At 75.0% G+C, this 25,983-nt stretch carries 21 protein-coding genes; 6 read left to right on the top strand and 15 right to left on the bottom strand.

From position 1 onward, the window contains the following. Positions 1-110 precede the first annotated feature (110 nt). The 3 genes from ACYVO2_RS08170 to ACYVO2_RS08180 all read left to right on the top strand — a co-directional run bounded on the left by ACYVO2_RS08170 (position 111) and on the right by ACYVO2_RS08180 (position 3,319). The gene (locus ACYVO2_RS08170; protein ID WP_461006948.1) at positions 111-1,034 is read left to right on the top strand and encodes an SAM-dependent methyltransferase; all 924 of its coding nucleotides are present in this window, start codon (positions 111-113) and stop codon (positions 1,032-1,034) included. Positions 1,035-1,208: 174 nt separating this feature from the next. Then, on the top strand, positions 1,209-2,399 hold the full coding sequence (locus tag ACYVO2_RS08175; protein ID WP_461006949.1) for an FAD-dependent oxidoreductase: 1,191 nt from the start codon (positions 1,209-1,211) through the stop codon (positions 2,397-2,399). Between the two features lie 20 nt (positions 2,400-2,419). Further along, positions 2,420-3,319, top strand: a complete 900-nt coding sequence (locus ACYVO2_RS08180) for an NAD-dependent epimerase/dehydratase family protein (protein WP_461006950.1) — start codon at positions 2,420-2,422, stop codon at positions 3,317-3,319. Positions 3,320-3,425: 106 nt separating this feature from the next. Here ACYVO2_RS08180 and ACYVO2_RS08185 read toward each other — a convergent pair whose 3' ends face one another. Genes ACYVO2_RS08185 through ACYVO2_RS08210 form a run of 6 tightly spaced genes read right to left on the bottom strand, consistent with a single transcriptional unit; the run spans position 3,426 to position 9,902 of the window. After that, a complete protein-coding gene (locus ACYVO2_RS08185; RefSeq protein ID WP_461006951.1) occupies positions 3,426-5,012 on the bottom strand; it encodes a benzoate-CoA ligase family protein in 1,587 nt (528 codons plus the stop codon). Between the two features lie 24 nt (positions 5,013-5,036). Then, entirely contained in the window at positions 5,037-6,239 is a 1,203-nt protein-coding gene (locus ACYVO2_RS08190) for a beta-ketoacyl synthase N-terminal-like domain-containing protein (protein ID WP_461006952.1), read from the bottom strand. Further along, complete coding sequence (locus tag ACYVO2_RS08195) at positions 6,236-7,549, bottom strand: beta-ketoacyl-[acyl-carrier-protein] synthase family protein (protein WP_461006953.1); 1,314 nt, start codon at positions 7,547-7,549, stop codon at positions 6,236-6,238. The genes ACYVO2_RS08190 and ACYVO2_RS08195 overlap by 4 nt, the downstream gene beginning before the upstream one ends. A gap of 2 nt (positions 7,550-7,551) precedes the next feature. Beyond that, positions 7,552-7,794 carry an acyl carrier protein gene (locus ACYVO2_RS08200; protein ID WP_461006954.1) on the bottom strand — a complete coding sequence of 81 codons (243 nt, stop codon included), beginning with the start codon at positions 7,792-7,794 and terminating at the stop codon, positions 7,552-7,554. Next, a complete protein-coding gene (locus ACYVO2_RS08205) occupies positions 7,791-8,858 on the bottom strand; it encodes a UbiA family prenyltransferase (protein WP_461006955.1) in 1,068 nt (355 codons plus the stop codon). Before ACYVO2_RS08205 ends, ACYVO2_RS08200 begins: the two co-directional genes overlap by 4 nt. A gap of 42 nt (positions 8,859-8,900) precedes the next feature. Beyond that, complete coding sequence (locus ACYVO2_RS08210; protein WP_461006956.1) at positions 8,901-9,902, bottom strand: polyprenyl synthetase family protein; 1,002 nt, start codon at positions 9,900-9,902, stop codon at positions 8,901-8,903. A gap of 878 nt (positions 9,903-10,780) precedes the next feature. On the opposite strand from ACYVO2_RS08210, the gene ACYVO2_RS08215 reads away from it, so the two are divergent. From ACYVO2_RS08215 to ACYVO2_RS08225, 3 genes are read left to right on the top strand one after another with little or no spacing between them, the layout of a single operon-like run. Continuing rightward, positions 10,781-12,523, top strand: coding sequence for an ATP-binding protein (locus ACYVO2_RS08215; RefSeq protein WP_461006957.1), 1,743 nt, complete (start codon positions 10,781-10,783; stop codon positions 12,521-12,523). A gap of 26 nt (positions 12,524-12,549) precedes the next feature. Next, a complete protein-coding gene (locus ACYVO2_RS08220; RefSeq protein ID WP_461007086.1) occupies positions 12,550-12,927 on the top strand; it encodes a roadblock/LC7 domain-containing protein in 378 nt (125 codons plus the stop codon). Beyond that, entirely contained in the window at positions 12,924-13,484 is a 561-nt protein-coding gene (locus ACYVO2_RS08225) for a DUF742 domain-containing protein (protein ID WP_461006958.1), read from the top strand. Before ACYVO2_RS08220 ends, ACYVO2_RS08225 begins: the two co-directional genes overlap by 4 nt. A gap of 56 nt (positions 13,485-13,540) precedes the next feature. Here ACYVO2_RS08225 and ACYVO2_RS08230 read toward each other — a convergent pair whose 3' ends face one another. The 9 genes from ACYVO2_RS08230 to rhaI all read right to left on the bottom strand — a co-directional run bounded on the left by ACYVO2_RS08230 (position 13,541) and on the right by rhaI (position 25,940). Further along, entirely contained in the window at positions 13,541-13,945 is a 405-nt protein-coding gene (locus tag ACYVO2_RS08230; RefSeq protein WP_461006959.1) for an Imm50 family immunity protein, read from the bottom strand. Then, positions 13,932-14,435 (bottom strand): Imm50 family immunity protein, encoded by a 504-nt coding sequence (locus ACYVO2_RS08235; RefSeq protein ID WP_461006960.1) that lies wholly within the window; start codon positions 14,433-14,435, stop codon positions 13,932-13,934. The genes ACYVO2_RS08230 and ACYVO2_RS08235 overlap by 14 nt, the downstream gene beginning before the upstream one ends. Positions 14,436-14,453: 18 nt before the next feature. Continuing rightward, positions 14,454-14,975: a hypothetical protein gene (locus ACYVO2_RS08240; RefSeq protein WP_461006961.1), complete on the bottom strand. Its 522-nt coding sequence runs from the start codon at positions 14,973-14,975 to the stop codon at positions 14,454-14,456. Positions 14,976-15,022: 47 nt separating this feature from the next. Continuing rightward, positions 15,023-19,645, bottom strand: a complete 4,623-nt coding sequence (locus tag ACYVO2_RS08245; RefSeq protein WP_461006962.1) for a putative T7SS-secreted protein — start codon at positions 19,643-19,645, stop codon at positions 15,023-15,025. 240 nt (positions 19,646-19,885) lie between these two features. Then, the gene (locus tag ACYVO2_RS08250) at positions 19,886-20,506 is read right to left on the bottom strand and encodes a hypothetical protein (RefSeq protein WP_461006963.1); all 621 of its coding nucleotides are present in this window, start codon (positions 20,504-20,506) and stop codon (positions 19,886-19,888) included. Next, a complete protein-coding gene (locus ACYVO2_RS08255; protein WP_461006964.1) occupies positions 20,503-20,913 on the bottom strand; it encodes an SseB family protein in 411 nt (136 codons plus the stop codon). The genes ACYVO2_RS08250 and ACYVO2_RS08255 overlap by 4 nt, the downstream gene beginning before the upstream one ends. A 186-nt stretch (positions 20,914-21,099) precedes the next feature. Beyond that, a complete protein-coding gene (locus ACYVO2_RS08260) occupies positions 21,100-22,614 on the bottom strand; it encodes a rhamnulokinase (protein WP_461006965.1) in 1,515 nt (504 codons plus the stop codon). A gap of 10 nt (positions 22,615-22,624) precedes the next feature. After that, positions 22,625-24,670: a bifunctional aldolase/short-chain dehydrogenase gene (locus tag ACYVO2_RS08265; RefSeq protein WP_461006966.1), complete on the bottom strand. Its 2,046-nt coding sequence runs from the start codon at positions 24,668-24,670 to the stop codon at positions 22,625-22,627. A 109-nt stretch (positions 24,671-24,779) separates the two neighbouring features. Beyond that, positions 24,780-25,940 (bottom strand): L-rhamnose isomerase, encoded by a 1,161-nt coding sequence (gene rhaI / locus ACYVO2_RS08270; RefSeq protein ID WP_461006967.1) that lies wholly within the window; start codon positions 25,938-25,940, stop codon positions 24,780-24,782. Positions 25,941-25,983: the final 43 nt, after the last annotated feature.

Here is a 25,983-nt window from a genome sequence, read left to right on the forward strand (position 1 = left end):
ACGGAGGAGAAGCCAGCGTGCCGGCAAGTATGTGGCGCAGAACTCTCAAAGCGGCGTTCGATCAACCCGACACCGCGGCACACCTTCTCTTCCTGCGCGATTCCCAGACAGTGACGAGAATCCACTTCCTGCACGCGGCCGCCCACCTGGGAGTGCTCGCGGAACTCGAGACTCCCTCGAGCCGGGACGCGCTCGCGGAGCGGCTCGGCGTCACCCGCACCGAGCAGTTCGGGCTCATGCTCGACCTCGGGGTCTCCCTCGGCGAGCTCGCCGTCGGCGGCGGCCGGTACCGGCTCAAGGGCCGGCGCGCCCGCGCCCTGGTCGGCGCCAACGGCAGTGTGCTGCGGGCCCTGCTGGACGAGCAGATGGGCTACCACGCCTCGGTCTACGAGCACCTGCCCGAGCGACTGCGCGGCGGCGAGCTCGGTGACTACCTGGAGGCGACGGCCGCCGTGGTCGCCGAGTCCTCCCGGGTGGCCGAGCCCGTGGTGGCGTCCTACCTCTCCGACATCGTCCGGGAGGCCGGCAACCCCCGGGTGCTGGACGTCGGCTGCGGCTCCGGCATCTATCTGCGGGCCGCGTCCCGCCACCCGGCCGCCACCGGCGCCGGCATCGACATGCAGCCCGCCTCCGTCGAGCTGACCAGGAAGAACCTGGAACGCTGGGGCATCGGTGACCGCTTCGACGTGGCCTTGGGCGACATCCGCGACGGCGGCAAGGGCATCGAGGGCACCTTCGACGTCGTCTTCCTGCTCAACAACATCTACTACTTCTCTCCGGATGAGTGGCCCGACCTCTTCGGCACGCTGCGGTCCCTGCTGAAGCCGGGCGGCACGCTGGCGCTGGTGTCGATGTTCCGCGGCACCAGCCCGACGGCGCTGAACCTGGACCTGGTGCTGGCGTGCACCAAGGGCTGCTACGCCCTGACCACCCCGGAGAAGCTCTCCGCCGCGCTGCGCCGCGCCGGATTCACCGACGTCCGCGTGGACCAGCTCGTGGCTCGCGAGTCCCTGCTGGGGATACGGGCGAGCTGACGCGCGGTGCCGGACGCCCGCCGCGGGCGCCGGAGCTGACACAGGGAACTTCAACCATCGGGCTTGCGTCCCCGGCCGCGCTGGTGACATGGTTTGCAGCGACCGCCGGGGGCCAGAAGCGGGGGCTTTCGTGTACCACCGGAATCGCAGGCGGCGCCGTAACCGGAATACGGCATGGTGAGCGCAGCGGAGCGGCCGGACGTCATCATTGTGGGCGGCGGCCTCGCCGGATTGTCCACCGGTATCGCCCTGGCCGGCGCCGGAATCGACACGGTAATTCTCGAGGCGCGGCGGAAATCCTCCGCCGACGTGTTCGGTTTTCTGCTGTGGCCGCCGGGAACGCGTTGCCTGCGCTGGCTCGGCGTACTCGACGAGGCGCTCAAGGCCGGCCAGGAACTGGAATCCCTGACCTGGTTCCTCACGGGCCGGAAACAGACCTGGCTGAGCGTCGACCTGAACTCCCTCGGCGCCGGCACGTTCCTCGGGATCCTCCCCTCCCGGCTGGAGGCCATCCTGCGGGAGGCCGCCAAGCGCAGCGGGGTGCGGATCCTGGACGCCGTCGAGAGCTGGTCGGTGTCCCGGGAGCGCGGCTCCTGGACGGTGCGCGCGCAGCGGGAGGACGGCCCGGTGGAGCTCACCACCCCGCTGCTGGTCGGCGCGGACGGGGCGGGCTCGCGGCTGCGCGAGGAGCTGGGCCTGGCCTCCTCCCGCTGGCAGCCCTCCGGCCAGGTCATCGTCACCGGCGTCGGCGGCGCCCTGCCGGTGCGGGAGTCCCGGCAGGCGCTCACCCCGGAGGGGTCCGGCGGCTGCGTCAGCATAGGGCAGGAACACAGTTGGCTGTACGCGGTGACGCCCGAGTCCGGGGCGGCCGACCCCACCGAGACACTGCGCCACTACACCTCCCTGGACCCGGAGCCCGCCGAGGCCTACCGCAACGTCGAGCGGGTGGCGGTGCTGCGCCCGTGGACGATCACGGTGCCGCGGTGGGCCACCGACGGCGCGGTCCTCATGGGGGACGCCGCGCACGGGATGCTGCCGCACTTCGGGCTCGGCGGGTCGCTGACCCTGGAGGACGTGCCCCTGCTGCTCGAGGTCGTCGAGGAGGCCCTGCGCGAGGGGGACTTCCGAGCCGCCCGGCTGGCCGCCTTCCAGGCGCGCCGCCGCGCCCGCGTCGCCTACGCCCAGCGCACCTCCAACTCCTGGGCCCGTGTGCTGGGCACCAGCCTGCCGGGCATGCAGCGGGCCAGGGACCTGAGCATGCGCCGGCTGACGCACGACAGGGAGCTGGTCGAGAGCTTCTACCGCGAGCTGGCCTCGCCCTCCGTGCCCCGACTGTCCACGCGACTGCGCATGCTGCTGCCGTAGTCCCTTTCCCCAGGTGAGTTATGTCCGAGCGAGGAATGGCCGCCGTGGTCGGCGGCCGAGGTTTCATCGGCGGCGCCATCGTCGAGGCCCTGCGGTCCGACGGCTGGAACGTGACGGTGGTGACCCACAACGCCCAACTGGCCGCACGGCACCCCGGCTACCGCTGGGGCGACATGCTCGACCCCACCACACTCGGCCCCGCCGTCGAGGGCGCCGACGTGGTGGTGCAGAGCGCCAACTTCCCCAACTACCCGTTCGAGAAGCCGCAGTTGCGGCACACGTACCTGGAGTACGACGGGCTCGGCACCGAGCGCCTGGTGCGCGCCGCGAAGGCTGCCGGGGCGCGCCGGTACATCTTCGTCTCCGGCGTCGGGGTGACCGACGACCCGGTCAAGCCCTACTACCGGGCGCTGCTGCGCGGTGAGCGGGCCGTGACCGGGTCGGGCCTGGAGGCGATGGTGCTGCGCCCGGCGTTCGTCTACGGGCCCCGGGACAACGGCATCAACCGCATCGTGCGGGCCGCCCGCTTCCTGCCGGTGCTGCCGCTGCCGGACCAGGGGCGGCAGACCCACCAGCCGGTGCTGGTGGACGACATCGGCGCGGTGGTCGCGCGGGCCATGGAGCCGGACGCGCCGCAGGGCGTGTTCGAGATCGGCGGGCCCGAGCGGATGTCGATGCGCCACATGATGGAGTACGCGCTGCGGGTGGCGGGCAAACCGCGCACGGTGGTGAACGTGCCGTCGGGGTTCGCGCGCCGCGGCGCGGGGCTGCTGGAGCCGCTGCCCGGCCCGCTGATCACCCGCAACGCCGTGGACTTCATGCTGGAGGACTTCATCGCCGACATCGAGCCGCTGCGCAAGGCGTTCGACGTCGAGCTGACGCCCTTCGAGGAGGGGCTGCGGGGCTACCTGGCCCGCTGAGTCCGGTCCGTGTGAGGAGGGGAGCGCCGCCCCGGGGCGGCGCTCCCCTCGTCGTGTCCGGGGTGGCCCGGCGCGGGACCGGCGGCCCCGCGCACCTGCCGGCCCGTCAGTCCCGCCGCGCCGCCGCCGCGGTCTCCGCGCGCAGCACATGGCGGGCGATCTTGCCCGTGGAGGTGCGTGGCAGGTCCTTGACGATCTCGATGGTGCGCGGGCGCTTGTAGGCGGCCAGGGTCTGCCGGACATGGGCGCGCAGGCGGCGCCCGGCCGCCACCGCGTCCCCCACCGCCGTCTCGCGCAGGCGCACGTACGCGGTCAGCTCCGTGGTGGCGTGCTCGCCCGGCACGCCGACGACCGCGCACTCCAGGACGTCCGGGTGGCGCAGCAGGCTGTCCTCGATCTCCATGGGCGCGACCTTGTGCCCGCCCACCTTCAGCAGGTCGTCGGAGCGGGCCACGAACCAGTACACGCCGTCCTCGTCGCGCCGCAGTTGGTCGCCGGTGCGGGTCCAGCCGCCGACCATGGTGGCCTGCGTCTTGTGGTGCCGGTTCCAGTAGCGGGCGGCGTTGGCCTCGCTCCTGATCCACAGGTGCCCGACCTCACCGGGGCCCAGCTCGCGGCCCTGGTCGTCGCGCAGTTGGGCCTCGTAGCCGGGCACGACCGTGCCGGAGCTGCCCGGCGGGGTGCCGGGGCCGTCCGGGTCCGGCTGCCCGGCGATGAAGATGTGCAGGCACTCGGTGGAGCCGAGGCCGTTGACGATGCGCAGCCCGAACCGCTCCCGCCAGCGCTCCTCCAGGCTCGCGGGCAGCGGCTCGCCCGCCGAGACGCACATCCGCACCCCGGGCAGGTCCGCCGACGGGTCGCGGTCGGCCACGGCGAGCATCGCCGAGTACAGCGCGGGCACGGCGAACAGCACGGTGGGGCGCTGGTGCCGCACCAGGTGCAGCACCCGGGCGGCGTCGGTGGTCTCCGGCATCAGCACCACCCCGGCGCCGACCGCGAACGGGAACAGGAAGGAGTTGCCGAAGCCGTAGCCGAACGACAGCTTGGCCGCGGAGAAGCACACGTCGCCGGCGGTGAGCCCGAGCCGCCGCGGCAGCCCGTCGAGGGCGGCGAGCAGCCCGCGGTGCAGGTGCACCACGCCCCGGGGGACGCCGGTGCTGCCGGAGGTGTACTGGATGACGGCCATGTCGTCGGGGCTGGTGGGGCGGATCGGGCAGTCGTCGGGCGCCCGCCGCATCCGCTCCTCCAGGCTCGCCTCATCGCTCGGCTCGCCGCCGCAGGTCCACACCTGCCCGGGCCACGGGCCGGCGCCGGGGACCGGCGCGGGGCGCACCGCCGCCGTGACGGCCTCCCGCTGGGCGGGGCCCACCACGGCCAGCGCGGGGCGGCAGTCGGCGAACACCCGGGCGTAGTCCTCGGTGGTCAACTGGGTGGCCAGGGGCACCGGCACCGCCCCGATGCGCATCAGCCCGAGGACGCAGGCGAGGTACTCCGGGCCGTCCGGCAGCACCAGCGCCACCCGGGACTCGTAGCCGACCCCGGCGGCGGCGAAGGCGCCCGCGGCCCGGCAGGCCATGCGGTGCATCTCCCGGTAGGTGACCGAGCGGTCCGCGGTGCGCGCGCACACGGCGTCGCCGCGGCCCTGCTCGAGGTGGACGTCGAGGAAGCGGTGGACGCTGTTGCCTTCGCTCATGGTGGGGTGTGCCTCCCGGGGCCTTCAGCCGGCCGCCTGTAGGACGAGTGCCGCCGCGTGCCCGCCCGCGTCGGCGGCCAGGACGAGGACCCGGGCCAGCGGCCGTTCCTCGGGTGCGGTGGTGACCCGGAGCGCGGGCAGCTCCGGGTCCGGGTCGCGGTGCCCCGCGGTGCCGGGCAGCACTCCGGCGCGCAGGGCGAGCACGGCGGCGGCGGCCTGCACGGCTCCGCCGGCGCCCGCGCTGTCGCCGAGCCCGCCCTGGACGGCGCACACCGGGACGGACGCGCCCCACAGCTCGTGGACGGCGTGCGCCTCGGCGGCGTCCAGCGCCCGGTCGCCGCAGGCGGAGACGAACACCGCGTCGATGTCGCCGGGCGCGGTCCCGGACTCGGCCAGGGCCTCGGCGGCGGCGCGACGGGCGGCCCGGGCCGGGCCGGCCCCCTCGGGGTCCGGCGGGCAGAACGCCGCGCCCGCGCCGAGCAGTTCGGCCAGGACCGCGGCGCCGCGCCGCCCGGCCGCCGCGGCGTCCTCCAGGGCCAGCGCGACCGCGGCCTCGCCGGGCACGGCGCCGTCGCGGCCCTTGTCGAAGGGGCGGCCCTGCGGGGTGCGGCCGCGCCCGGTCAGCAGCTCGTACCAGGTCACGGTGTGCACGCCGCCCGCGAGCACGGTGGCGGCCTCGCCCGAGCGGACGGCGCGGGCGGAGGCGGCCAGGGCGTCCACGGCGGCGGCGCGCCCGGTGGACACCGTCAGGTTGGGCCCGGCGGCGCCGGTGAAGATGGAGGCGACGGAGGCGGGCGCGTTCAGCCCCGTCTGCGGGCCCTGGGCGGGGTTGACGCGCTCCGCGCCGCGCTCCAGCCGCCCCGCGAACAGGCCCACGTAGTCGGCCAGGCCCGCGGTGGTGGTGCCCGCGGCCACGCCCGCGGAAGGCTCGGTGTCCCACGGCTCCTCGAAGCCGGCGGCGCGGCGGGCGGCCACCGCGGCGACGGCGAACGCCGTGCTCTCCGGGCTGAGGGTGCGCACGCCGCGCCGGCCCAGGTACTCGCGCACCGGCGGCTCGGGCAGCGCGGCCACGTAGGCGGGCCCGGCCGGGGCCATGCCCGGCGGTGCGGGCGGCTCGAGCCGCGCGGCGTGGCCGGCGCCGCGCAGCAGCCCCTCCCACAGCGCGGCCGTTCCGAACCCCGCGGCGGTGAGGGCGCCGATCCCGGTGACGACGACACGGCCGTTCACGCGCGCCCCTCCTCCGCGTCCGGCGCGGTGAACACCACGCAGCAGTTGTTGCCGCCGAACCCGAAGGCGTTGTTGAGCACGGCGCGCACCGGCACCGACCGCGGCTCCTTGACCACCAGGTCGAGGGCGAAGGCGGGGTCGGGGGTGAGGGTGTTCGCGGTGGGCGGCACCAGCCGGTCGCGGACGGCCAGCGCGCAGGCGACGGCCGCGATCGCCCCGGCCGCGCCCTGGGCGTGGCCGAGCGCGGACTTCAGCGCGGTGACCGGGACCGCGGCCGGGCCGAACACCTCGGTGAGCGCCGCGGCCTCGGCGGCGTCGTTGGCGGGCGTGCCGGTGCCGTGGGCGCTGACGAACGACACCTGCCCGGGGGTGAGCCCGGCCATGGCGAGCGCCGCCCGCATGGACCTGGCGGCGCCGAGGCCGTCGGGGTGCGGGGCGGTCATGTGGTGGGCGTCGGAGTAGCTGCCGTGCCCGGCGACCACCGCGTACACGCGCGCGCCGCGGGCCCGGGCGCGCTCCTCGGACTCCAGCAGCAGCGCCCCCGCGCCCTCGCCGAGCATCAGGCCCCTGCGGTGCGCGTCGAAGGGCTGGACCGCCTCGGGCGCCAGCGCGCGGAAGCTGTTGAACATCAGGAACATCGCCTCGGACAGCTCGTCGGCTCCCCCGGCGACCATCGCGTCGGCGCGGCCGGAGGCGATCGCGTCGGCGGCCTGGGCGATGGCGGTGTTGCCGGCCGCGCACGCGGTGGGCAGCACCAGGTTCGGCCCGTGCAGACCGAACCTGCGGGCGGGCAGCGCGGCGATCCGCGCCGGGTCGTGCGCGGTGCCGGGGGACGGCAGCCTCCCGCGCCCGTGCGCGGCGCGCAGCTCCGCCTCCAGGTGCGGGCGGTTGCCGACGACGATGCCGAACGCGACCCCGAACCGCTCGGGCGCGTACGGCCCCGTGCGCGGCGCGCCGTCCGCCGCGTCGCCCTCGCCGTCCGCGTGGTCGTCGGCGGGGCGGAGCCCGCCGTCGCGCAGCGCCATGCCGGTGGCGGCGAGCGCGAACGACTCGCTGCGGCTGAGCGGCCCGTACCGCCGCTCGTACGCCGGGCGCGCCCAGTCGCGGACCTCGCCGCCGCGGTGGGTGAGGCAGTCGGCGGTGTCGAACAGGGTGATCTCGCCGGTGCCCGCGCGCCCCGCGAGCAGGGCGCTCCAGAACTCCTCGGTGCCCGCCCCGACGGGCGAGACCACGCCGAGGCCGGTGACGACCACGCGGGAGGGCTGGCCGTCGCGGGGCCGCCCGGGGAGGTGCTCGGTGCCGCCGCGCACGGTCAGCTCGCGAGGGCGCCGCGGGTGATCTCGACCGCGGTCCTGACCGAGTTGATCCGGACCTCGTCCTCCACGGTGTAGCGGACGCCGAGCCGCTCCTGGAGGGCGGCCACCAACTCGAGTCGCATGATCGAGTCCCCGCCGAGCTCCTCGAGGTCGGCCTCGTCGCTGAGTTCGTCCGGTTCGAGTTCCAGGATCTCCAGGGCGATGTCGCGCACCGCCGCGCGGATCTCGTCGTCCGTCATCGGACCTTTCCTTCCATGGTGGGGATCGGGTCGGGCTCGGGCTCCGGGCCGCGGGGGGCCAGGCCCAGCAGCGCGGCCAGGGCCCGCAGCGTCTCCCGGCGCACGCCCGCCGACCAGTGCATCCGCTGCGTCGCCAGTGCCCAGCCGGCCAGGCCGCACACCACGGCGACGGCCGTCTCCCTGCGCGGGGCGTACAGCGGCAGCGCGACCGCCAGGTTGAGCACCCAGTACTGGTAGAAGAACTCCCGTGTGGCCATGCTCTCGGCCGGCGACGAGGCCCGCCACAGGCAGCGGCCGAGCGCGGTGGCGACGGGCAGGAGCAGCAGCCACAGCCAGAACCGCCGCGGGAAGACGCCGACGGCGGTGAACAGCGCGACCATGACGTAGGTGGACCACACCATGCCGGTGGTGACCAGCGAGCCGTGGCGGCGCACCAGGCCGACCCACGCGCTGTGGTAGCCGATCTTCGCGTCCCCGGCCAGGTCGGTGAGGTCCTTGGCGCCGCCGAGCGCGAGCAGGGTGAGGAACCCGACGGCGAAGAACGGCAGCGGGTACTCGGCGAAGTCCGCGAGCGCGCCGGTGTCCCACTCCTCGCGGGAGAGCACCCAGCCGATCACGAACGTGCCGCCGAAGTGGAACGTCAGCACGACCGGCGCGGCCACGCGGTTGCGCGACAGCCGCAGCCCGTAGGAGTAGTTGACGCTCGCCAGCCCGCCGAGCAGCAGGAACAGGGCGAGCCAGGGGTCGGGGCGCAGCACCAGGAACACCACGTCGAGCGCGGCCACGGCGGCCCAGGAGCACACCGCGGCCCGCCGGATCAGGTCGAACCCGGCCCGGTGGCACAGCGCGGTGCGCTCGGGCCGGTTGACCTCGTCCTCGGTGCGGTCGGCGAGGCGGTTGAGCGTCTCGGTGCCCATGGAGTGCGCGAACCAGTACACCGCCCCCAGCACCACCCACTCCCACCGCGCCTGCCCTGCGGCGGACAGCGCGGCGTAGTAGGGGAGGAAGTACAGGGCGGTGAACCGGACACTCGTGGCACGCAGGAGTGCGGTTGCTCTGCTCAATCGTCCGCGACCCCACTGCTCGGTCCGTTGCGCATGGCTCTCCTAACGGGTTCGCTCCACCACGGCCGTGCACATGGCCCGCAGGCCGTCCTTGGCGGGGCCCTCGGGCAGCGGGGCGAGGGCCGCGTCGGCGCGCTCGGCGTAGCCGCGCAGGAACTCGCGGGTGCGGTCCAGCGCCGGGTGGGTGCCGAGCAGCGCCAGCGCCTCGGCGCGCTCGTCCGCGGTGAGGTCCTCCCGGGCGACCAGTTCCCGCAGCCTGGTGCTCGCGGGGTCGTCGCCCTGGGTGGCGTACAGCAGCGGTAGCGTGGTCACGCTCTTCTTGCTCAGGTCGGAGCCCGGCAGCTTGCCGAACTCCTCCTTCCTGCCGACCAGGTCGAGCAGGTCGTCGGAGACCTGGAAGGCCACGCCGAGCGCCTCCCCGAAGTCCTCCAGGGCGCGCACCGCGGTCTCGTCCGCGCCGGAGACCAGCGCGCCGAGCCGGACGCAGGAGCGCATCAGGGAGGCGGTCTTCTCGGTGACCATCGTCAGGTAGTGGTCGACGGGGTCCTGGTCGTCGGCGGGCCCGTCCATCTCGCGGATCTGCCCCGCCACCAGGCTGGAGAAGGTCTGCACCTCCATGCGGGCGGCGCGCACGGGCAGCGCGGCCAGCAGCAGGAAGGCGCGCGAGAACAGGAAGTCCCCGGCGAGGATGGCCACCGAGTCGTTCCACTTGGCGTTCACGCTCGGCACGCCGCGGCGGAGGGTGGCCCGGTCCATCACGTCGTCGTGGTAGAGCGCGGCGAGGTGGACCAGTTCCACGGCCGCGGCGGCCCGCAGGACGTCGGGGTCGCTGGGGTCGCCGAACCGCGCGGCGAGCAGGGTCAGCAGCGGCCGGTACCGCTTGCCCCCCGCGTCCATCAGGTGCCGGGACGCCTCGTGCAGCAGCGCGACGTCGCTCTTGACCGAGTCCTGGACGATCTGGTCGACCGCCGTCAGGTCGGAGTGAAGATCAGCGGCCAGCTCCTCCGCCAAGGAGGGCAGCCTGGAGTGTTCCCCTGCGCTCACGCGTTCCCCCATGATGTCCGCGCGTTGGGATCTCACCGGGCCTGGGCCCGGTGATGCCGTCAGGCATGGAGGCGAGGTTACGGAACCTTGGCCTTGGCGCGATAGTGGTTCGATCTACGCTTGGGCGCTCGAACGGGGTGCGAGCGCGGGGCGCACAGCCGGGCGCGCGGCTGTGACCTGCACATTCGATACGGAGTGGGAATGCCGCGCGCTTAGGTGGTCCAGCGCTGCTCGAGCGAGCCCCGAGCGGGGCGGCCCGCCGTCCCGCCCCCGGCTCACCCGTGAGGGCGACCACCGGCTCCGACTCCGCGGCCCGCGCCCGGCTCGCGCGTGGCGCGCTCCCGGCTCCGCGGGGCCGGGCCCGGCCGCCGAGCGTGCGCCCCGCGTGCAGAAACGATTACTTCATCGCCGCAGCTCAGAGGGGCTTGGGGGTCCTTCCAAACCCCGCCCGGCGCGCCGCGTGAGCGGCTATGCTCCTGCGACATAGCGGAGAGCGCCGGATCGATCACGCCAGGTGTTCGAATGCCGTCAGGCACTCGGTCCCGCCCGGGGTCCGGGCCGGCCGCTGCCGCCTCGTCACGGCGCGCGCCGCGCCGGGGCGCCGCGGCCGGACCCCGGCCGGGTGCGCCCGGACCGCCGCCGACCCGCCGCCGGAGCAGCCGCGCGCCGCTCCCGTCACCCGAGCCCTGTCAGGAGCCCCGCCCTGCCCAACCCCGCCCTGCCCAACCCCGCCCTGCCCGGCCACGCCCCGCCGCGGCCCCGCCGTCCGGCCCCCGCCGCGCCCCCCGCCGCCCCCCCCGCCTGACCCCGCCTCCCCACGCCCCACCCGCGTCCCCCGCCCCCGGCCCGCCCCCGCGACAACTGTTCAGAGGAAGCCGATGGCCCGTCCTGGATCACCCCCCGCGGACCGCGCGTCCGCACCCGCCGCCATATGGGCGCTGCCGCCCCTCACCGCGGCCCTGTCCGCCGCCGTGGCGGTGGCCGCCGTGGGCGAGGCGGCGCGCGGCCCCGTCGCGGTCCTCGGCGCGGTGGCGGTGCTCGCGGTCGGCGTGGCCGCCCGCGCCACCGCCGGCCGGGACCGCGCGGTGGCGGAGCTGCGCCGCGAGCACACCCTGCGCGAGGCCGCCCTGACGGACCGCCTGGCCGCCCACGACGCGGAGCTGACCAGGATCGCCCGGGACCTGCTGCCCGGGGCCGCCGACCGGCTACGGCGCGGCGACTGCTCCCGGCGGGTGCTCCGGGACGTGCTGCGCGAGGCGCGGCGGCACGAGGCGTTCGGCCCCGGCCATGTGGCGGTGCTGAAGGCGGCGGTGGAGCACCTCGCCGAGGAGGCGGAGCTGCGGGACGCCTCGCGGCGCGCGGTGGTGAGCATGATCCGGCGGGTGCAGTCCATCGTCCACCAGCAGGCCCGCGACCTGCGGGACATGGAGTACCGGCACGGGTTCGAGCAGGGGTTCTTCGACGACCTGCTGCACCTGGACCACGGCAACGCGCTGGTGGGGCGGCTCGCGGACGGCATCGCCGTGCTCGGCGGCGACCGGCCGGGCCGCCGGTGGACCCGCGACGTCCCGCTGTACAACGTGCTGCGCGGGGCGAAGTCCCGGATCCTCGAGTACCGGCGGGTCACCCTGCACTCGGTGCCGGAGGTCGCGGTGAAGGGCCCCTCGGTGGAGCCGGTCATCCACGCGGTGGCCGAGCTGCTGGACAACGCCACCCGCTACTCGCCGCCGCAGGCCCGGGTGCACCTGACCGCGTCCGAGGTGCGGTCCGGCGTGGCCATCGAGATCGAGGACGGCGGGGCCGGGCTCGACGACGACGACCGCAGGCGCATCGGCGCCCTGCTGGACGGGTCCGCCACCGGCAGGGACCTCACCGCCATGGGCGAGTCCCCGCGCCTGGGCCTGTCCGTGGTGGCCAGGCTCGCCCGGCGGCACGGCTTCCGGATCTCCCTGCGCGCCTCCGCGTACGGCGGGGTGCGGGCGGTGGTGGTGGTGCCCGAGGACGTCATCGCCGAGGGGCACGCGCCGCCGCGACTGGTGTCGGGGCTGACGGTGTCGCAGGTGGTGCGGCGGGCCGGGGAGACGCGCTCCCCGTCGCGGCTGCCCCCGATGCCCGCCCTGTTCCACGACGGGTCCGACAGCGACATCGTGGTGGAGCGCGACGCCGACGGCCTGCCGCGGCGCAGGCGCCGCTCCCCGTCCTCCGCCGAGCGCGTGGCGGCCTCCCGCCGCGCCGGGGCGGCGACGGCCGCCCCGGCCGAGGAGGCGGGGCTCGCCGGGCGGGAGGGGGAGCAGCGGGCCGGGGCGGAGCCCCTGCCGTACGACGTGGAGGGCGTCCTGGACGACGGCCTGCCGGGCAGCCCCTCCTGGGAGGCCACCCGGCGGGCGCCCGGCGGGGAGGGCGGCGGCGCGCCCGGCGCGGTTTTCGGCGCGGACTTCGGCGCGGGCGCGCGGGAGGGCGGCTCCGGGGCGCCCGGTGTGTGGCTGGGCGCCTTCTACGACGCCGTCGGCGGCGGCTCGGCGGGACCGGGAGCCGGCGGCGGCGGGTCGCCGGACGGCCCGCCCGGCGGCACGCCCGACAGCACCGACCACGGCCCGGCGGACAAGAGGGACGAGAAGTGACGCAGCGGCGGCAGAACCTGGACTGGATGCTCAACGACCTGGCGCGCGGCGTCCCGGAGGCGCGCCACGTGGTGGTGCTGTCCGCGGACGGCCTGCGGATCGCCCAGTGGGGCGGCGACATCGACGTCGCCGACCGCCTCGCCGCCGCCTGCGCGGGCCTCCAGAGCCTGTCCACCGCGGTCGCCGCCGAGCTGCCGGACAGCGACGGCCGGATGCGGATGGTGGTCATCGAGCTGGACGGCGGCTTCTTCTACCTGATGGCGGCCGGACCCGGCGCGTATCTGGCGGTGCTCGCCGAGGACGGCGTGGACGCCCATGTGGTGGGGCACTGCATGCGGGACCTGGTGGCCCGGCTCAGCACCCACCTGTCCAGCCCGCCGCGGGCCGACGGGGCGGCCGGGTGAACCGGCCGCACGGGGAGGGGCTCGCCGGACGCGTCCGGCGGGGGCGTCCGCTGCCCCCGCCGCCTTCCGGTGGCCGCCCGCCCGCCGGGCAGTTGCACGGCGCGGGGGCGCGCCCGGGGGCGCCCGGTCCTTGGGGCGCGGGGCACCCGGCGTCCCGCGCCCCGCGGGGCCCGTTCCGCGAGGGCGCCGACCCCGGAGCGGGCGGCCCCGCGCCGTGGGAGGAGGAGAGCCCGGACCGGATGTACGCCGTGGAGGACGAGCGCGGCGCGCCGTCCGCCGGGCAGCCCCCGCCGGACCCGGTCACCCTGGTGGTGGCCGCGTCGGAGCCCGAGCCCGGCACCCCGCCCGAGTACGCCTGTGTCCTGGGGATCTGCGCCCGCCCCCTGGCGGTCGCCGAGGTCTCCGCCCATCTGGCCATGCCGGTCGGCGCGGTGGCCGTGCTGCTGGCGGACATGCTGGCCGAGGGGCTGCTGGAGGCCCGGGCGCCGGTGCCCGCGGCGTCGCCGCCCGACGTGGCGCTGCTGGAGGCGGTGATGCACGGACTGCAACGGCTCTGAGGCCGCCCCGGTCCCCGGCCCGAGGACCCGCTGCCGGCGGTGGGGAGCGCCGGCGGTCAGGGGCTTTCACCGGCCAGGAAGGCGCGGGGGCGGCGCAGGGCCATGGCGGCGGCGCGGAAGCGGACGGAGCCGCCCGCCGCCGTGAGCCGCACGCCGATCCCGCCGCTGCCGCCGGGGGTGAGGGCGGTCCGGGCGGGGGCGGTGGTCCAGCCGTCGATCGCCAGCTCCGTGACGCCGGTGAAGACCAGGTGGAACTCGATGGCGTTCAGCCGGCGCTCCGCCCAGTCCCGCGGCGGCCGCTCCGGCAGGCCCCGGCGCCGGAAGCCCAGGGCGGCGGCGGTGCCCCGCTCGTCCACGTGCAGGCGGAACAGGTCGCAGCCGGACAGGTCCGGTGCAGAACCGAACAGCGCCACGGCCTCCGCGGGGTCCTCCAGCAGCCGGAACCAGTCAGTCGTGGCCATGGAAGGTCTTCTCGCAGACGTCGGGGACGGTGCCGAAAAGCTTGCGGTCCAGCGGGCTCGCGAACCGGTGGGGAACCTGGTCCGTGCCGTCGGCGCCGGGCCGGAAGACGCTGACGTGCGCGACGGTGAGGGAGTCGCTCGCGGTGAACGCCAGCTCGACGCCGGGGCCCGCGACCCGCGCGCGCACCCGGCGCGACGGCCGGGCGGCCAGGGTCACGTCCGCCGCCGCGGGCGGGTCCCACCTGCTCAGCCGCAGGTCGTCCACGGCAAGGAAGCACAGGTGGCACTGGACGCGCCCGGCGTCGCCGCCCGTCCACGGCGGCAGCGACCCGCCCGCGGGCACGGGCAGGTCGAGCCGCAGGGTGAGGGTGGGGCCGTACCTGCTCAGGGTGAACGAGCGCACGGGGACGGACACGAGCGGCGGAAGCTCGGCGTACAGCTCCCGCAGCACCTGCGGGTTCCTGAGCAGCCCGGTCCAGGGCGGGCTCACCGGCCGCCCCGGGCCGGGTCAGCCAAGGCTCACGCTCCACACGTCCCCGTGGCCCGGCCAGCCGTCCTCGCGGTCCTCGTCCTCGTCGTCCACCACCAGCACCGTCACCTTCGTCCGCGGCGCCCGGAACTCCCGGTACCCGCCCTGGCGGTGCGGTTCGAGGGCGGGGGCGTCCGCGCGGGAGGACAGCTCCTCGCGCAGCTCCGCCCAGGAGCAGTACCCGGGGAACGCCACGCCCGTCGCCCGCCGCCACGCCTCCGCCATGCCGGAGTCGTCCCCGGCCAGCCGGTGCAGTTCGACCGACCCGCCGGTGACGGTCCAGGCGGGGCCGCCGGAGAGGTACAGCTCGACGAAGCCGAAGTCGCGCCGGAGGCTGTCCTCGGCGTCGGCGACGTCCACGTAGTCCGCCGGCAGCGCGCGGGCGACCTCCTCCAGGGAGGATCCGATGCCCACGCCGTGGATCCGGCCGGTGGCGACCACGCCCGCCAGGAAGGCCGCGCCGCCGGCCCGTTCGCCGTCCGCCCGCTCGTGCTCGTTCACGTGCCCAGTCTCGCTCACCGGCCCGGTGTCCGCTCGGTGTCCATGGATCAGTCGTCCTTCAGATGGTCGATGAGGCGTTGCATCTCCTCGGAGCGGTTCTGCTTGTTGCCCCAGTTGTGGTCGTCCATGTGCTCCTTGGCGGACTTGGCCTTCTCCAGCAGGTCGGCGCGGAGCTTGGGATCGTTGTTCACCGCGTCCACCGCCTCTCTGACGCTCTTGTCGGAGGCCCAGCCGTGGGAGAGCCGGATCGGTTCCCCGACGACGTTGCCGTCCTTGTCGACGGAGATGCGGACCTCGTCCTTGCCGATGTGGACGTGCGCGCCCTTGGTCGCCCAGTCCGGGGCCACCGGGGAGACCCGGGGCTTGCACTTCTTGCCCATCAGGCCCAGCGGGTCGATCTCGGCGTGCGGGTTGCCCACGTAGGCGCGGTGGTTGGGGCCGGGATGCAGGCCCAGCGGGTCGGGGCTGACGTAGCGGGCGGTCTCGGGGTCGTAGTAGCGGTGGACGTTGTAGTGGAGGCCGGACTCCGGGTCGTGGTACTGGCCGGGGAAGCGCAGCGGTGTGTGGGCGGTGGCGCTGCGCTGCCAGGTGACGCCGCCCCACAGGGTGCCGCGGGTGCGCCAGGCGACGGCCCCGGACTCGTCCACCAGTTCCCTGGGGGCGCCGGCCAGGTCGGTGACGATGGCGAAGAAGCGCTGGTCGATCTCGCGCTGGCTGGTGGCGTCGGTGATCCGCTCGGTCTGGGCGACGGGCTGGAGGCCGTCGTGGTCCCAGGTGAGCGTGACGGGGTTGGGGGCCGCGCCGCCGGTGGTGGTCTGCTCGGCGAGGGTGGCGCCGTCCCAGGCGAAGTCCACCTGCTCGGCGACGGTGCCGTCGGCGGCGAGGCGCTGCTTGGCGATGCGGCGGCCCAGCGGGTCGTACAGGTAGTGCCAGCGGGTGCCGTCGGGGGTGACGAGGTCGGTGAGGCGGTCCTCGGCGTCCCAGGTGTAGCGCCAGGTGTCGGGCTTCCTCGACAGGCGGGTGCGGCGGCGCAGCACGATGCGGCCCTGGGCGTCGTGCTCGTAGTGGACGTTCCCGGCGCGGGTGATGCGGGTGCCGGTGTAGCTGCGCGGCCCGGTGGCGTCCTGCCCGGGGTGGTGGGCGGGCCATTCGGCCAGGGTCTGGTTGCCGGCCTCGTCGTAGGCGTAGCGCTCGGTCCAGTCCTGGGCGTGCACGGCGGTGACGCGGCCCGTCGCGTCGAGGTCGAAGGTGCGGCGGCCGGAGAGGTGGTCGTCCAGGGCGACCAGGTGGCCGTCGGGGCGGTAGGTGTAGGAGCGGCGCTGGACCAGGCCGGTGGGCGCGGTCAGCGACTGGCCGGTCAGGCGGCCCGCCCGGTCCCAGGTGTGGGTGAGGGTGAGCCCGCCGCCGAGCCGGCGGGCGGTCTCCCGGCCCAGCGGGTCGCGTTCGAAGCGGAAGGTGCGGCCCGAGGCGGTGAGCTCGGCGCGCCCGCCGGCCGCGTCGTAGCGGAAGTCGCTGACCGAGCCCATGGGGGTGATGCGGCGGGTGCGGCGGCCCAGGGCGTCGTAGGAGAACGTCAGGGTGCGGCCGTTGCAGGTCTCGGACTTCACCCGGCCCAGGCGGTCGCGCCGGTAGAGCAGTTCCGCGTCGGGGCAGGCGGCCTGCGTCAGGTCGCCCGCGGGCCCGTAGGTGTAGGTGGTGGTGCGGCCGCCGGCTTCCTTGGCGACGGTGCGGCCCATGGCGTCGCGGGTGTAGGCGACCGTCTGCCCGAGGCCGTTGGTGCGGGTGGCCAGGCGGCCCGCCGCGTCGTGGGTGTAGGTGAGGGTGCGTCCGTCGAAGTCGGTCTCCCGGGTCAGCCGGCCCGCGGCGTCGTAGGTGTACTCCCAGGTGAGGCCCAGCGGGTTGGTGACCCGGGTGAGGCGCAGCCGCGCGTCGTGCTCGAACGTGTGGCGCACCCCGTCCGGGCCGGTGCGGGCGGCCAGCAGGTCGAAGTGGGTGTACTCGCAGCGGGTGACGGCGCCGACCGGGTCGGTGTACGAGGTGCAGTTGCCCTCGCCGTCGTACGTCCAGGACTCCTCCGCCCCGTCCGGGTGGACGCGGCGCAGCGGCTTGCCCCGGGCGTTCCACTCCAGGCGGGTGGTGTGGCCGAGGGGGTCGGTGATCTCGGTGACCCGGCCGAAGGCGTCGCGGCGGTAGGTGGTGACCGAGCCCAGCGGGTCGGTCACCGCCACGGGCAGCCCGGCCGCGTCGGACCGGACGGTGGTGGTGTGGCCGAGCGCGTCGGTGACCGAGGTGAGGCGGCCCCGGTCGTCGTAGGTGTACCGGGTGGTGGCCCCGGTGGGGTCGGTGAGCGAGGTGCGGTTGCCCGCCTCGTCGTACTCCTGGTGCCAGGTGCCGCCGTCGGGCGCGGTGACCGTGGTGGGCAGGCCGAGCGCGTTGTACTCCGCGGTGCTCTCCGCGCCGTCGGGGCGCACCAGGGAGACCGGATTTCCTTCGTCGTCGTAACGGAAGCGGGTGGTGTTGCCCAGCGGGTCGGTGTGGGCCAGGAGGCGGTCGAGGGCGTCGTACTCGGTGCGGGTGACCCCGCCGAGCGGGTCGATCTCGGCGACGACCTGGCCCAGGTCGTTGACGAGGTAGCGGGTGGTGTGGCCCTCGGGGGTGGTGACCGCGGTGACGCGGTGGCCGGTGGCGGGGTCGGTGGTGTCGTAGGTGATCCGCAGGGCGATGTGGCCGGCCTCGCCGCCTTCGGCGACGCAGCGGTCCTGGTCGTCGTAGGCGTAGTCGTAGCGGCGGTCGTTGGTGTCGGTCCAGTGGATCACTCGGGCGCGGTCGTCGTAGCCGAACCGCATCGGCAGGCCGGAGGAGTCGGTCAGCTCGGTGAGGTTGCCGTCGGTGTAGCCGTAGCGCGCCAGCTCCGCGTCGCCGCCGCCGTCGGCGGCGCCGGCCAGGTGCAGGGCGGTGACGCGGGCGTCTTCGGTGGTGAGGAGCAGCCGGTAGCCGCCGCTGTGGGTGATCGCGGTGGGGGCGCCGTGCGGGTCGTGGTCGAAGGTGATCCAGTTGCCGTTGCGGTCGGTGATCTGGTCGATGCGGGCCTCGCCGTCGCCGCCGCCGGGCGGGCCGGAGAAGTGCCGGGTGTGGCCGGTGTCCGGGTCGGTGAGGGTGTAGTCGCCCTCGGGGGTGCGCTCCAGCGGCCGGCGCGGGCCGGTCTCGGGCAGCGTCGGCACGCCCGGCACCGGGTGCGGGTAGGCCAGGGCCAGGCCGTCCTCGGTGAGCAGCACCACGCCCTTGGCGTCGATCTCCAGCCGCTGGTCCACGGTGCTGGACCAGGACGGGCCGAACCACCGCCCCGCCCGGTAGCCGGACTCCACACGGCGGGTGAACACCAGCGGCAGCACGCCCGGCAGGACCACGTCCGTCTGCGTCAGGAACATCTTGCCCGTGGCCAGGTCGACCGGGTCCGTGCCGCCGCAGCAGCGGTCCTTGTCGCCCTTGTTGTGCTGGCCGGGGCCGTCCGAGGCGGTGCGGCGCCCGGCTCCGTCCGGGGCGTGCCGGGCGGCGCTGGCGGTCTTGCGCGCCGCGCCCAGGCCCTTGGTGCCGATCAGTTCGGGCACGAGCTTGCCCAGGCCCTCGGCCGGGTCCTTCATGAACGCGTTGAGCATGTCCTTGCCGGTGCCGGCCGGGTCGTTCACGGCAACGGCGAGTCCGGCGACCGTGCTGTTGAGGTTCGTCAGGTACTCGGCCGGGTGCGTCAGGTTGTACGGGTCCAGGATGTTGACGCTGCGGGCGAAGCTCACCAGGCCCGCCCCGCCCTTGACGATGCCGCCGGTGAAGTGCAGCGCGTCCAGGTCGAAGTTCGTCTTCGCGTCCGCGAGCTGTTCGGTGTACGACGGCTTGTCCGGCGCGGCGTCCCGCGCCGTGCGCACCGCCGTGCGCGCCGTCTCCGCCGCCTCGTCCCGCTGCCTGCGCGCCGCGTCCAGCTTCTCCTGCGCGGCCTTGGCGATCGCCTCCCCCGGGTCCTTGAACTCGCCGGGCCTGACCGGCTTCTCCCCCGGGTCCTTGCCCTCCTTGGCCGCCTTGTTGTACGCGTCGGCCGCGTCGTTGTACGCGTCCACCTTCGCGTTGTGCGCAGTGCGGGCGTCCTCCGAGGCCTTCTTGGCCTCGTTGTACTTGTCGATCGCCTCCTGCGCCTGCTTCTGCGCCCACTCGACCGTGTCCGCGAACCGGTCCATCGCGTCCGCGGCCTTCTCGAAGGCGTCCGCCGCCTTGAACCACTTGGCCGGCTCCACCGCCACCTTGTCCCGGAAGGCGTCGGCGGTCCTCCCCCTCCAGCGGCTGGAGTCCATCCCCTTCAGGCCGTTGCCGACCTTGTCGAACGCCTTCTGGAAGTCACGCAGGTGCGAGACGGTGGAGCGGATCTTGCCCACACTGCCGTGGACCAGCTTCTTCGGATCATCGGTCTGACCGAGCTGAAGCTCATCCGCCTTCGCCCCGAGCCGGTTGGCCGCCGAGTCCGACTTCTCCCGGACCCAGTTGGCCCCGCTCTCCCAACCGACCCGGTCCAGACCGCCGGCGACCTTGTCACCCGCCCAGTCGATCCCCTCGCCGAGCTTTTCCGCACCGTCCTCGACGGCGTCCTCGACGAAGTCCGGTGTGACGTCGCTGAGCCAGCCCATCAGGCGTCACCCCGCCCGGCCGCGCATACCGTCGTTGTCCGGTTTGGTGAAGTCATACTGGCTGCCCCCGTGTTGTGCCTGGTCAGCGTGTTCCCGACCTGTCGACCACAGTACGGCAGGGGTCCACCCCGGGTCCGAACGCGGTCATCGATGCATTACCGGAACGTGACACTTCTCGGCGGCGGCGCCGCCGGGGAAGCGGCACGCGGACGTTCCCCGGCCGTCCGCCGCGGTGCGGCGTCAGGTGCCGCCGCGCTCCTCCGGCGAGGGGCCGAAGGCGCGGTCCCTGGCCTGTTCCCTGGTCTGTTCGTCGATGCCGGCGGCATCCATCGTCAGGTCGGTGAGGCGGCCGATCCGGCCTTCGCTGGTGATCGTGCGGCCCGTGTCCTGCCAGGTCTGGCGGGACTCGTCGAGGGCGCGCTGGAAGGACTCCCCGCTGTAGTCCGGCCGGTAGGTGTCGGCGGAGAACAGCTCGCCCCAGTCGGCCTTCTCCACCTCGTCCTCGCTCAGGTGCGGGTTGCCCGCGAGGGAGTTGGCGGCCACCTTCAGCGTGCCGTTGACGTACTGCTCCTGCTCCCACATCATCCCGGCGGACAGGCCCACCCGGCTCGCCAGCTCGTTGGCGTCCTGGATCAGGGCGCGCACGCCCCACTCCCAGCGTTCGCAGAAGTCCTCGAAGTCGTCGCCGAGGCCCTTGTGCCCGGCTTCCATGCCGGTGAGCTTCAGCTCCTGGAAACCGGCGCCCATCACCGCGTCGGTCTCGGAGGCGACGCCCTTCAGCTCGCCGATCGCGCCCCGCAGGCCCTCGGTGATCTGCTTCAGCGACCCGGGGTCGATCCCCAGGTCCTCCCCGCCGCTCATCGTCCGGCCTCCCCGTCCACCGCCGCGTCCGGGCCGTCGACCGCGACCTCGTCCGGCACGATGCCGCGCACCGGCGGGAACACCATGGAGCCGTCCGGGTCGGCCACGTCCACCGCGATGCCCACCGGGCCGTCCAGGGTCGGGATCACCTGGTCCAGCAGGCGGGCGCCGAGCACCGAGCGGTACTCCCACTCCTCGTCCCCGCCCGCGCCCCGGGACAGCGCGAACCGGGCCAGCGCCGCCTCGTCGGTGAAGGCGTACAGCCAGCGGATGCCGCCGTGCCAGGCGGACATCATGCCCCGGTCGGTGACGGGCACCAACACCGCGGCGCGCCGCAGTTCGCCCACCAGCGCCGCCGGGTCCGCCTGCCCGGACCGTACCGCCGCGATCTCCTCGGACAATGTCATGCCGCCGGCCCCCGTATCGCATGTCCTCGGCAAGTTCCTGACCCACCACAACCGTACGACAGGGCTTGGACACCCGTCCCGCCCGGTGGCCGGAAGGTCGTTTCTCGCACGGAGTGACGCGTCTCGCGGGCAGGCCGGTTCCCCTCGGCGGGCGGGACGTCCCCGAGGGCGTGGCGCGGCCCGGCGTCAGTCGCCGTGCGCGGTGACGCGCCGCTCGGCCGCCTCCCACGCCGCCCGGTCGCCCGCCGGCTCGTACCGCCGCAGGCCCTGGGTCGCCGCCACCAGCCGCCGCATGGCCGCCAGGTCGCCGGCCAGGCCGTGCGCCCTGGCCTGGACCAGGATGTTGCCCAGCGCCGTCGCCTCGGTCGGGCCCGCGATCACGGGCAGCCCGGTGGCGTCGGCGGTCAGGGCGCACAGCAACTCGTTGCGGCTGCCCCCGCCCACGATGTGCACGTGGGTGACCTCCCGTCCGGCCAGCTCCGCGGCGGCGCGCAGGGTGCGGCGGTGCGCCAGGGCGAGGCTCTCCAGGACGCAGCGGATCGTCGCGGCGGGCGTGCCGGGGGGCCGCTGCCCGGTGCGGCGGCAGAAGGCGGCGATGCGGGCGGGCATGTCGCCGGGGGCGAGGAACTCGGGCGCGTCCGGGTCGACGAGGGCGGCGAACGGGCGGCAGGCCGCGGCCTCGCGCAGCAGCGACGGCAGGTCGGCGCCGGCGCCGGCGGCCCGCCACGTCCTGAGGCACTCCTCGACCAGCCACATGCCCATGGTGTTGCGCAGGTAGCGGACGGTGCCGTCGATGCCGCGCTCGTTGGTGAAGTTGGCGGCGCGGGACTCCTCGGTGAGGACGGGCTGGTCCAGCTCCAGGCCGGCCAGGGACCAGGTGCCGCAGGAGATGTAGGCGAAGCCGGGCCGGGTGGCGGGCACCGCGGCGACCGCGGAGGCCGTGTCGTGGGAGGCCACCGTGGTGACGGGGGTGCCGGCGGGCAGCCCGGTGTACTCGGCGACGTGCGGGAGCAGGGTGCCCGCGGGGTCGCCCGGCTCGCGCAGCGGCGGGAGGAGGGCGGGGTCCAGGCCGAGGCGGGCGAGCAGCGCCGTGGACCAGGTGCCGGTGCGGGCGTCGAACAGTCCGGTGGTGGAGGCGTTGGTGGACTCGGCGCCGACGCTGCCGGTCAGCCAGTGGACGAGCAGGTCGGGGATGAGCAGCAGGGTGCGGGCCGCGGCCAGGCGGGTGCCGCGGCGTTCGGCGGCGAGCTGGAAGACGGTGTTGAACGGCAGGTGCTGGAGCCCGGTGACGGCGTACAGCTCCCGCGGGGGCACCACGGCGTGCACGGGCCCGGCCGCGTCGCCGTTGCGCGGGTCGCGGTAGTGGTGGGGGTTGCCGAGCAGGGCGCCGTCCGCGTCGAGCAGGCCGTAGTCCACGGCCCAACTGTCCACGCCGGCGGAGGCGACGCCCCCGGCGCGGGCGGCGGCCCGCAGGCCGTCCAGGACGCCCTGGTACAGGGACAGGATGTCCCAGTGCAGGCCGGAGGGCAGGCGGACGGGGGTGTTGGGGAAGCGGTGGACCTCGGTGAGCTCCAGGGTGCCGGGGGCGCCGGGCGCCGCCGGGGCGACGCGGCCGACGATGACGCGGCCGCTGGTGGCGCCGAGGTCCGCCGCCGCGAAGGACGCGGCGGCGGACACGGCGGTGCGGGGTGGGTTCGCCATCGCCGTCCCGTCAGCGCAGGAAGGCGGCCGCGACGCCCGCGTCCACGGGGATGTGCAGGCCGGTGGTGTGGGTCAGGTCGCCGGCGGTGAGGGCGAAGACGGCGTTCGCGACGTGCTCGGGCAGCACCTCCCGCTTGAGGAGGGTGCGCTGGGCGTAGTACTCGCCGAGCTTGGCCTCCTCCACCCCGTAGACGGCGGCGCGCTGGGCGCCCCAGCCGCCGGCGAAGATCCCGGAGCCGCGGACCACGCCGTCGGGGTTGACGCCGTTGACGCGGATGCCGTGCTCGCCGAGCTCGGCGGCGAGCAGGCGGACCTGGTGGGCCTGGTCGGCCTTGGCGGCGCCGTAGGCGATGTTGTTGGGGCCGGCGAAGACGCCGTTCTTGGAGGCGATGTAGACGATGTCGCCGCCCATGCCCTGCTGCTTCATGATCCGCGCGGCTTCCCGGGAGACCAGGAAGGAGCCGCGGGGCATGATGCCGTGCTGGAGGTCCCAGTCCTTGGCGGTGGTCTCCAGCAGGGGCTTGGAGATGGAGATCCCGGCGTTGTTGACCACCAGGTCCACTCCGCCGAAGGCGAGGGCGGCGGCCCTGAACGCCTCGGTGATCTGCTCCTCGCTGGTGACGTCCACCGTCACCGCGACGGCCTTGTCGCTCCCGCCGATCTCCTCGGCGACGGCCGCCGCGTTCTCCGCGTTGATGTCGGCGACGACCACGCAGGCACCCTCGGCGGCCAGCCGGCGCGCGATGGCCCTGCCGATGCCGGACGCGGCGCCGGTGACCAGCGCGACGCGGGTGGCCAGCGGCTTGGGCTTCGGCATCCGCTGGAGCTTGGCCTCCTCCAGCGCCCAGTACTCGATGCGGAACTTCTCCGACTCCTCGATGGGCGTGTAGCGGGAGACGGCCTCGGCGCCGCGCATCACGTTGATCGCGTTGAGGTAGAACTCGCCGGCCACCCGCGCGGTCTGCTTGTCCTTGCCGAAGGAGAACATGCCGACGCCGGGCACCAGCACGATGGCCGGGTCGGCGCCGCGCATGGGGGGCGAGTCGGGGTCGGCGTGCCGCCGGTAGTAGGCGGCGTAGTACTCGCGGTACTCGGCGTGCAGCTCCTTCAGCCGGGCGACGACGTCCTCGAGCGGGGCGGTCGCGGGCAGGTCCACGACCAGCGGACGGACCTTGGTGCGCAGGAAGTGGTCGGGGCAGGAGGTGCCGAGCGCGGCCAGGCGGGGGTGCTCGGCGCGGGAGCAGAACTCCAGGACGGGGTCGGTGTCGGTGTAGTGGCCGACCTGGGGGCGGTCGGTGGAGGCCAGGCCGCGGATGACGGGCGCCAGGGCGGCGGCGCGCTCGCGGCGCTCGGCCCGCGGCAGCGGCTCGTGGCCGGGCAGGACGGGCCCGAACGGCTCGGGCCTGCCGCGCTCGGCCAGGAAGGCCTCCGCGGTGCGGATCATCCACAGGGCGTTGCGCTCGCACTCGGCGGAGGTGGTGCCCCAGGCGGTGATGCCGTGCCCGCCGAGGACGACGCCGACGGCCCGCGGGTTCGCCTCCTTGATCGCGGCGATGTCCAGGCCCAACTGGAAGCCGGGGCGGCGCCAGGGCACCCAGGCGACGCGGTCGCCGAAGCACTCCTTGGTCAGCGCCTCGCCGTCGGCGGCGCAGGCCAGCGCGATGCCGGAGTCGGGATGCAGGTGGTCGACGTGGGCGGCGTCCACCAGGCCGTGCATGGCGGTGTCGATGGAGGGGGCGGCGCCGCCCTTGCCGTGCAGGCAGTAGTCGAACGCGGCGACCATCTCGTCCTCGCGCTCGACGCCGGGGTAGACGCCGGCCAGGGCGCGCAGCCGGTCCAGGCGCAGCACGGCGAGCCCGGCCTCGGTGAGGGTGCCCAGGTCGCCGCCGGAGCCCTTGACCCACATCAGCTCGACGTCGGTGCCGGTGACGGGGTCGGTGGCGGTGCCCTTCGCCGAGGCGTTGCCGCCCGCGTAGTTGGTGTTGCGCGGGTCGGAGCCCAGGCGGTGGGCGCGCTCCAGCAGGGCGGCGACCTCGGGGTGGGAGGCGGTGGTCATGGTGGCTGTCTCGTCCTTCGGTGTGTGCGTGACCTCGGGGTGCGGGGACGACGGGGTGCGGGGACGACGGGGTGGTGCGGAGGGGACGGGGCGCCGTGCCGGGTCGCGGCTACGCGCCCCAGCCCGCCTGCTGCCCGCCGACCCGCTCGGCGACGATCCGCTCGGCCCAGCCGCAGCGCCGGTAGGCCGCGATCGGGTCCGGGTCCAGGCCCATCTCCTCGCGCACCTCGGCGAGCAGCGGGCGCACATCGGTGTTGTACGCGTCCATCAGCACCGCGTTGGCCCCGAGCACGTCGCCGTCGCGCTGGGCGACGCGCAGCGCGTCGGCGTCCACCAGCAGCGCCTTGGCGGTGGCCTCCTGGACGTTCATCACCGAGCGGATGATCGCGGGGATCTTCGGCTCGATGTTGTGGCACTGGTCGAGCATGAACGCCACGCCCGGGCCCAGGCCCCCGCCGCGGACCACCTCGTGCATGATCCGGAACAACTGGAACGGGTCGGCCGCGCCGACCATCAGGTCGTCGTCGGCGTAGAACCGGGAGTTGAAGTCGAAACCGCCGAGCCTGCCCTCCCGCAGCAGCAGGGCGACGATGAACTCGATGTTGGTGCCGGGCGCGTGGTGGCCGGTGTCCACCACGACCTGCGCCCGCGGGCCGAGTTTGAGGCAGTGCGCGTAGGCGGTGCCCCAGTCCGGCACGTCCATCGTGTAGAAGGCGGGCTCGAACAGCTTGTACTCCAGCAGCATCCGCTGCCCGTCCCCGAGCCGGGAGTACACCTCCGCCAGGGCGCCGGCGAGCCGGTCCTGGCGGGCGGCGATGTCGTCCTGGCCGGGGTAGTTCGTGCCGTCGGAGAACCACAGCTTCAGATCGCGCGAGCCGGTGGCGTCCATGATGTCGACGCACTCCAGCAGGTGGTCCAGCGCCTTGCGGCGGACCTTGGCGTCCGGGTGGCAGACGCTGCCCAGCTTGTAGTCGTCGTCCTGGAAGACGTTGGAGTTGATCGCGCCGATGGCCACGCCCCGCTCCTTGGCGTGGGCGGCCAGCGCGGCGTAGTCGTCCACCCGGTCCCACGGGATGTGCAGGGCGACGGACGGGGCGACGCCGGTGAACTCCTGCACCTTCGCGGCGTCGTCCAGCTTCTCCTGGGGGGTGCGGGGCACGCCTTCCTGGGCGAAGACCTTGAACCGGGTCCCGGAGTTGCCGTACGCCCACGACGGGGTCTCGATCCGCTGGGACTTCAGCGCGGCCTTCGCGGCCGACAGGTCAGACATGGCCACCTCTGGGTGTCCGGGCCCCGGGCTCCGGGCCGGTCGG

The sequence above is a fragment of the Streptomyces capparidis genome (assembly GCF_054782095.1).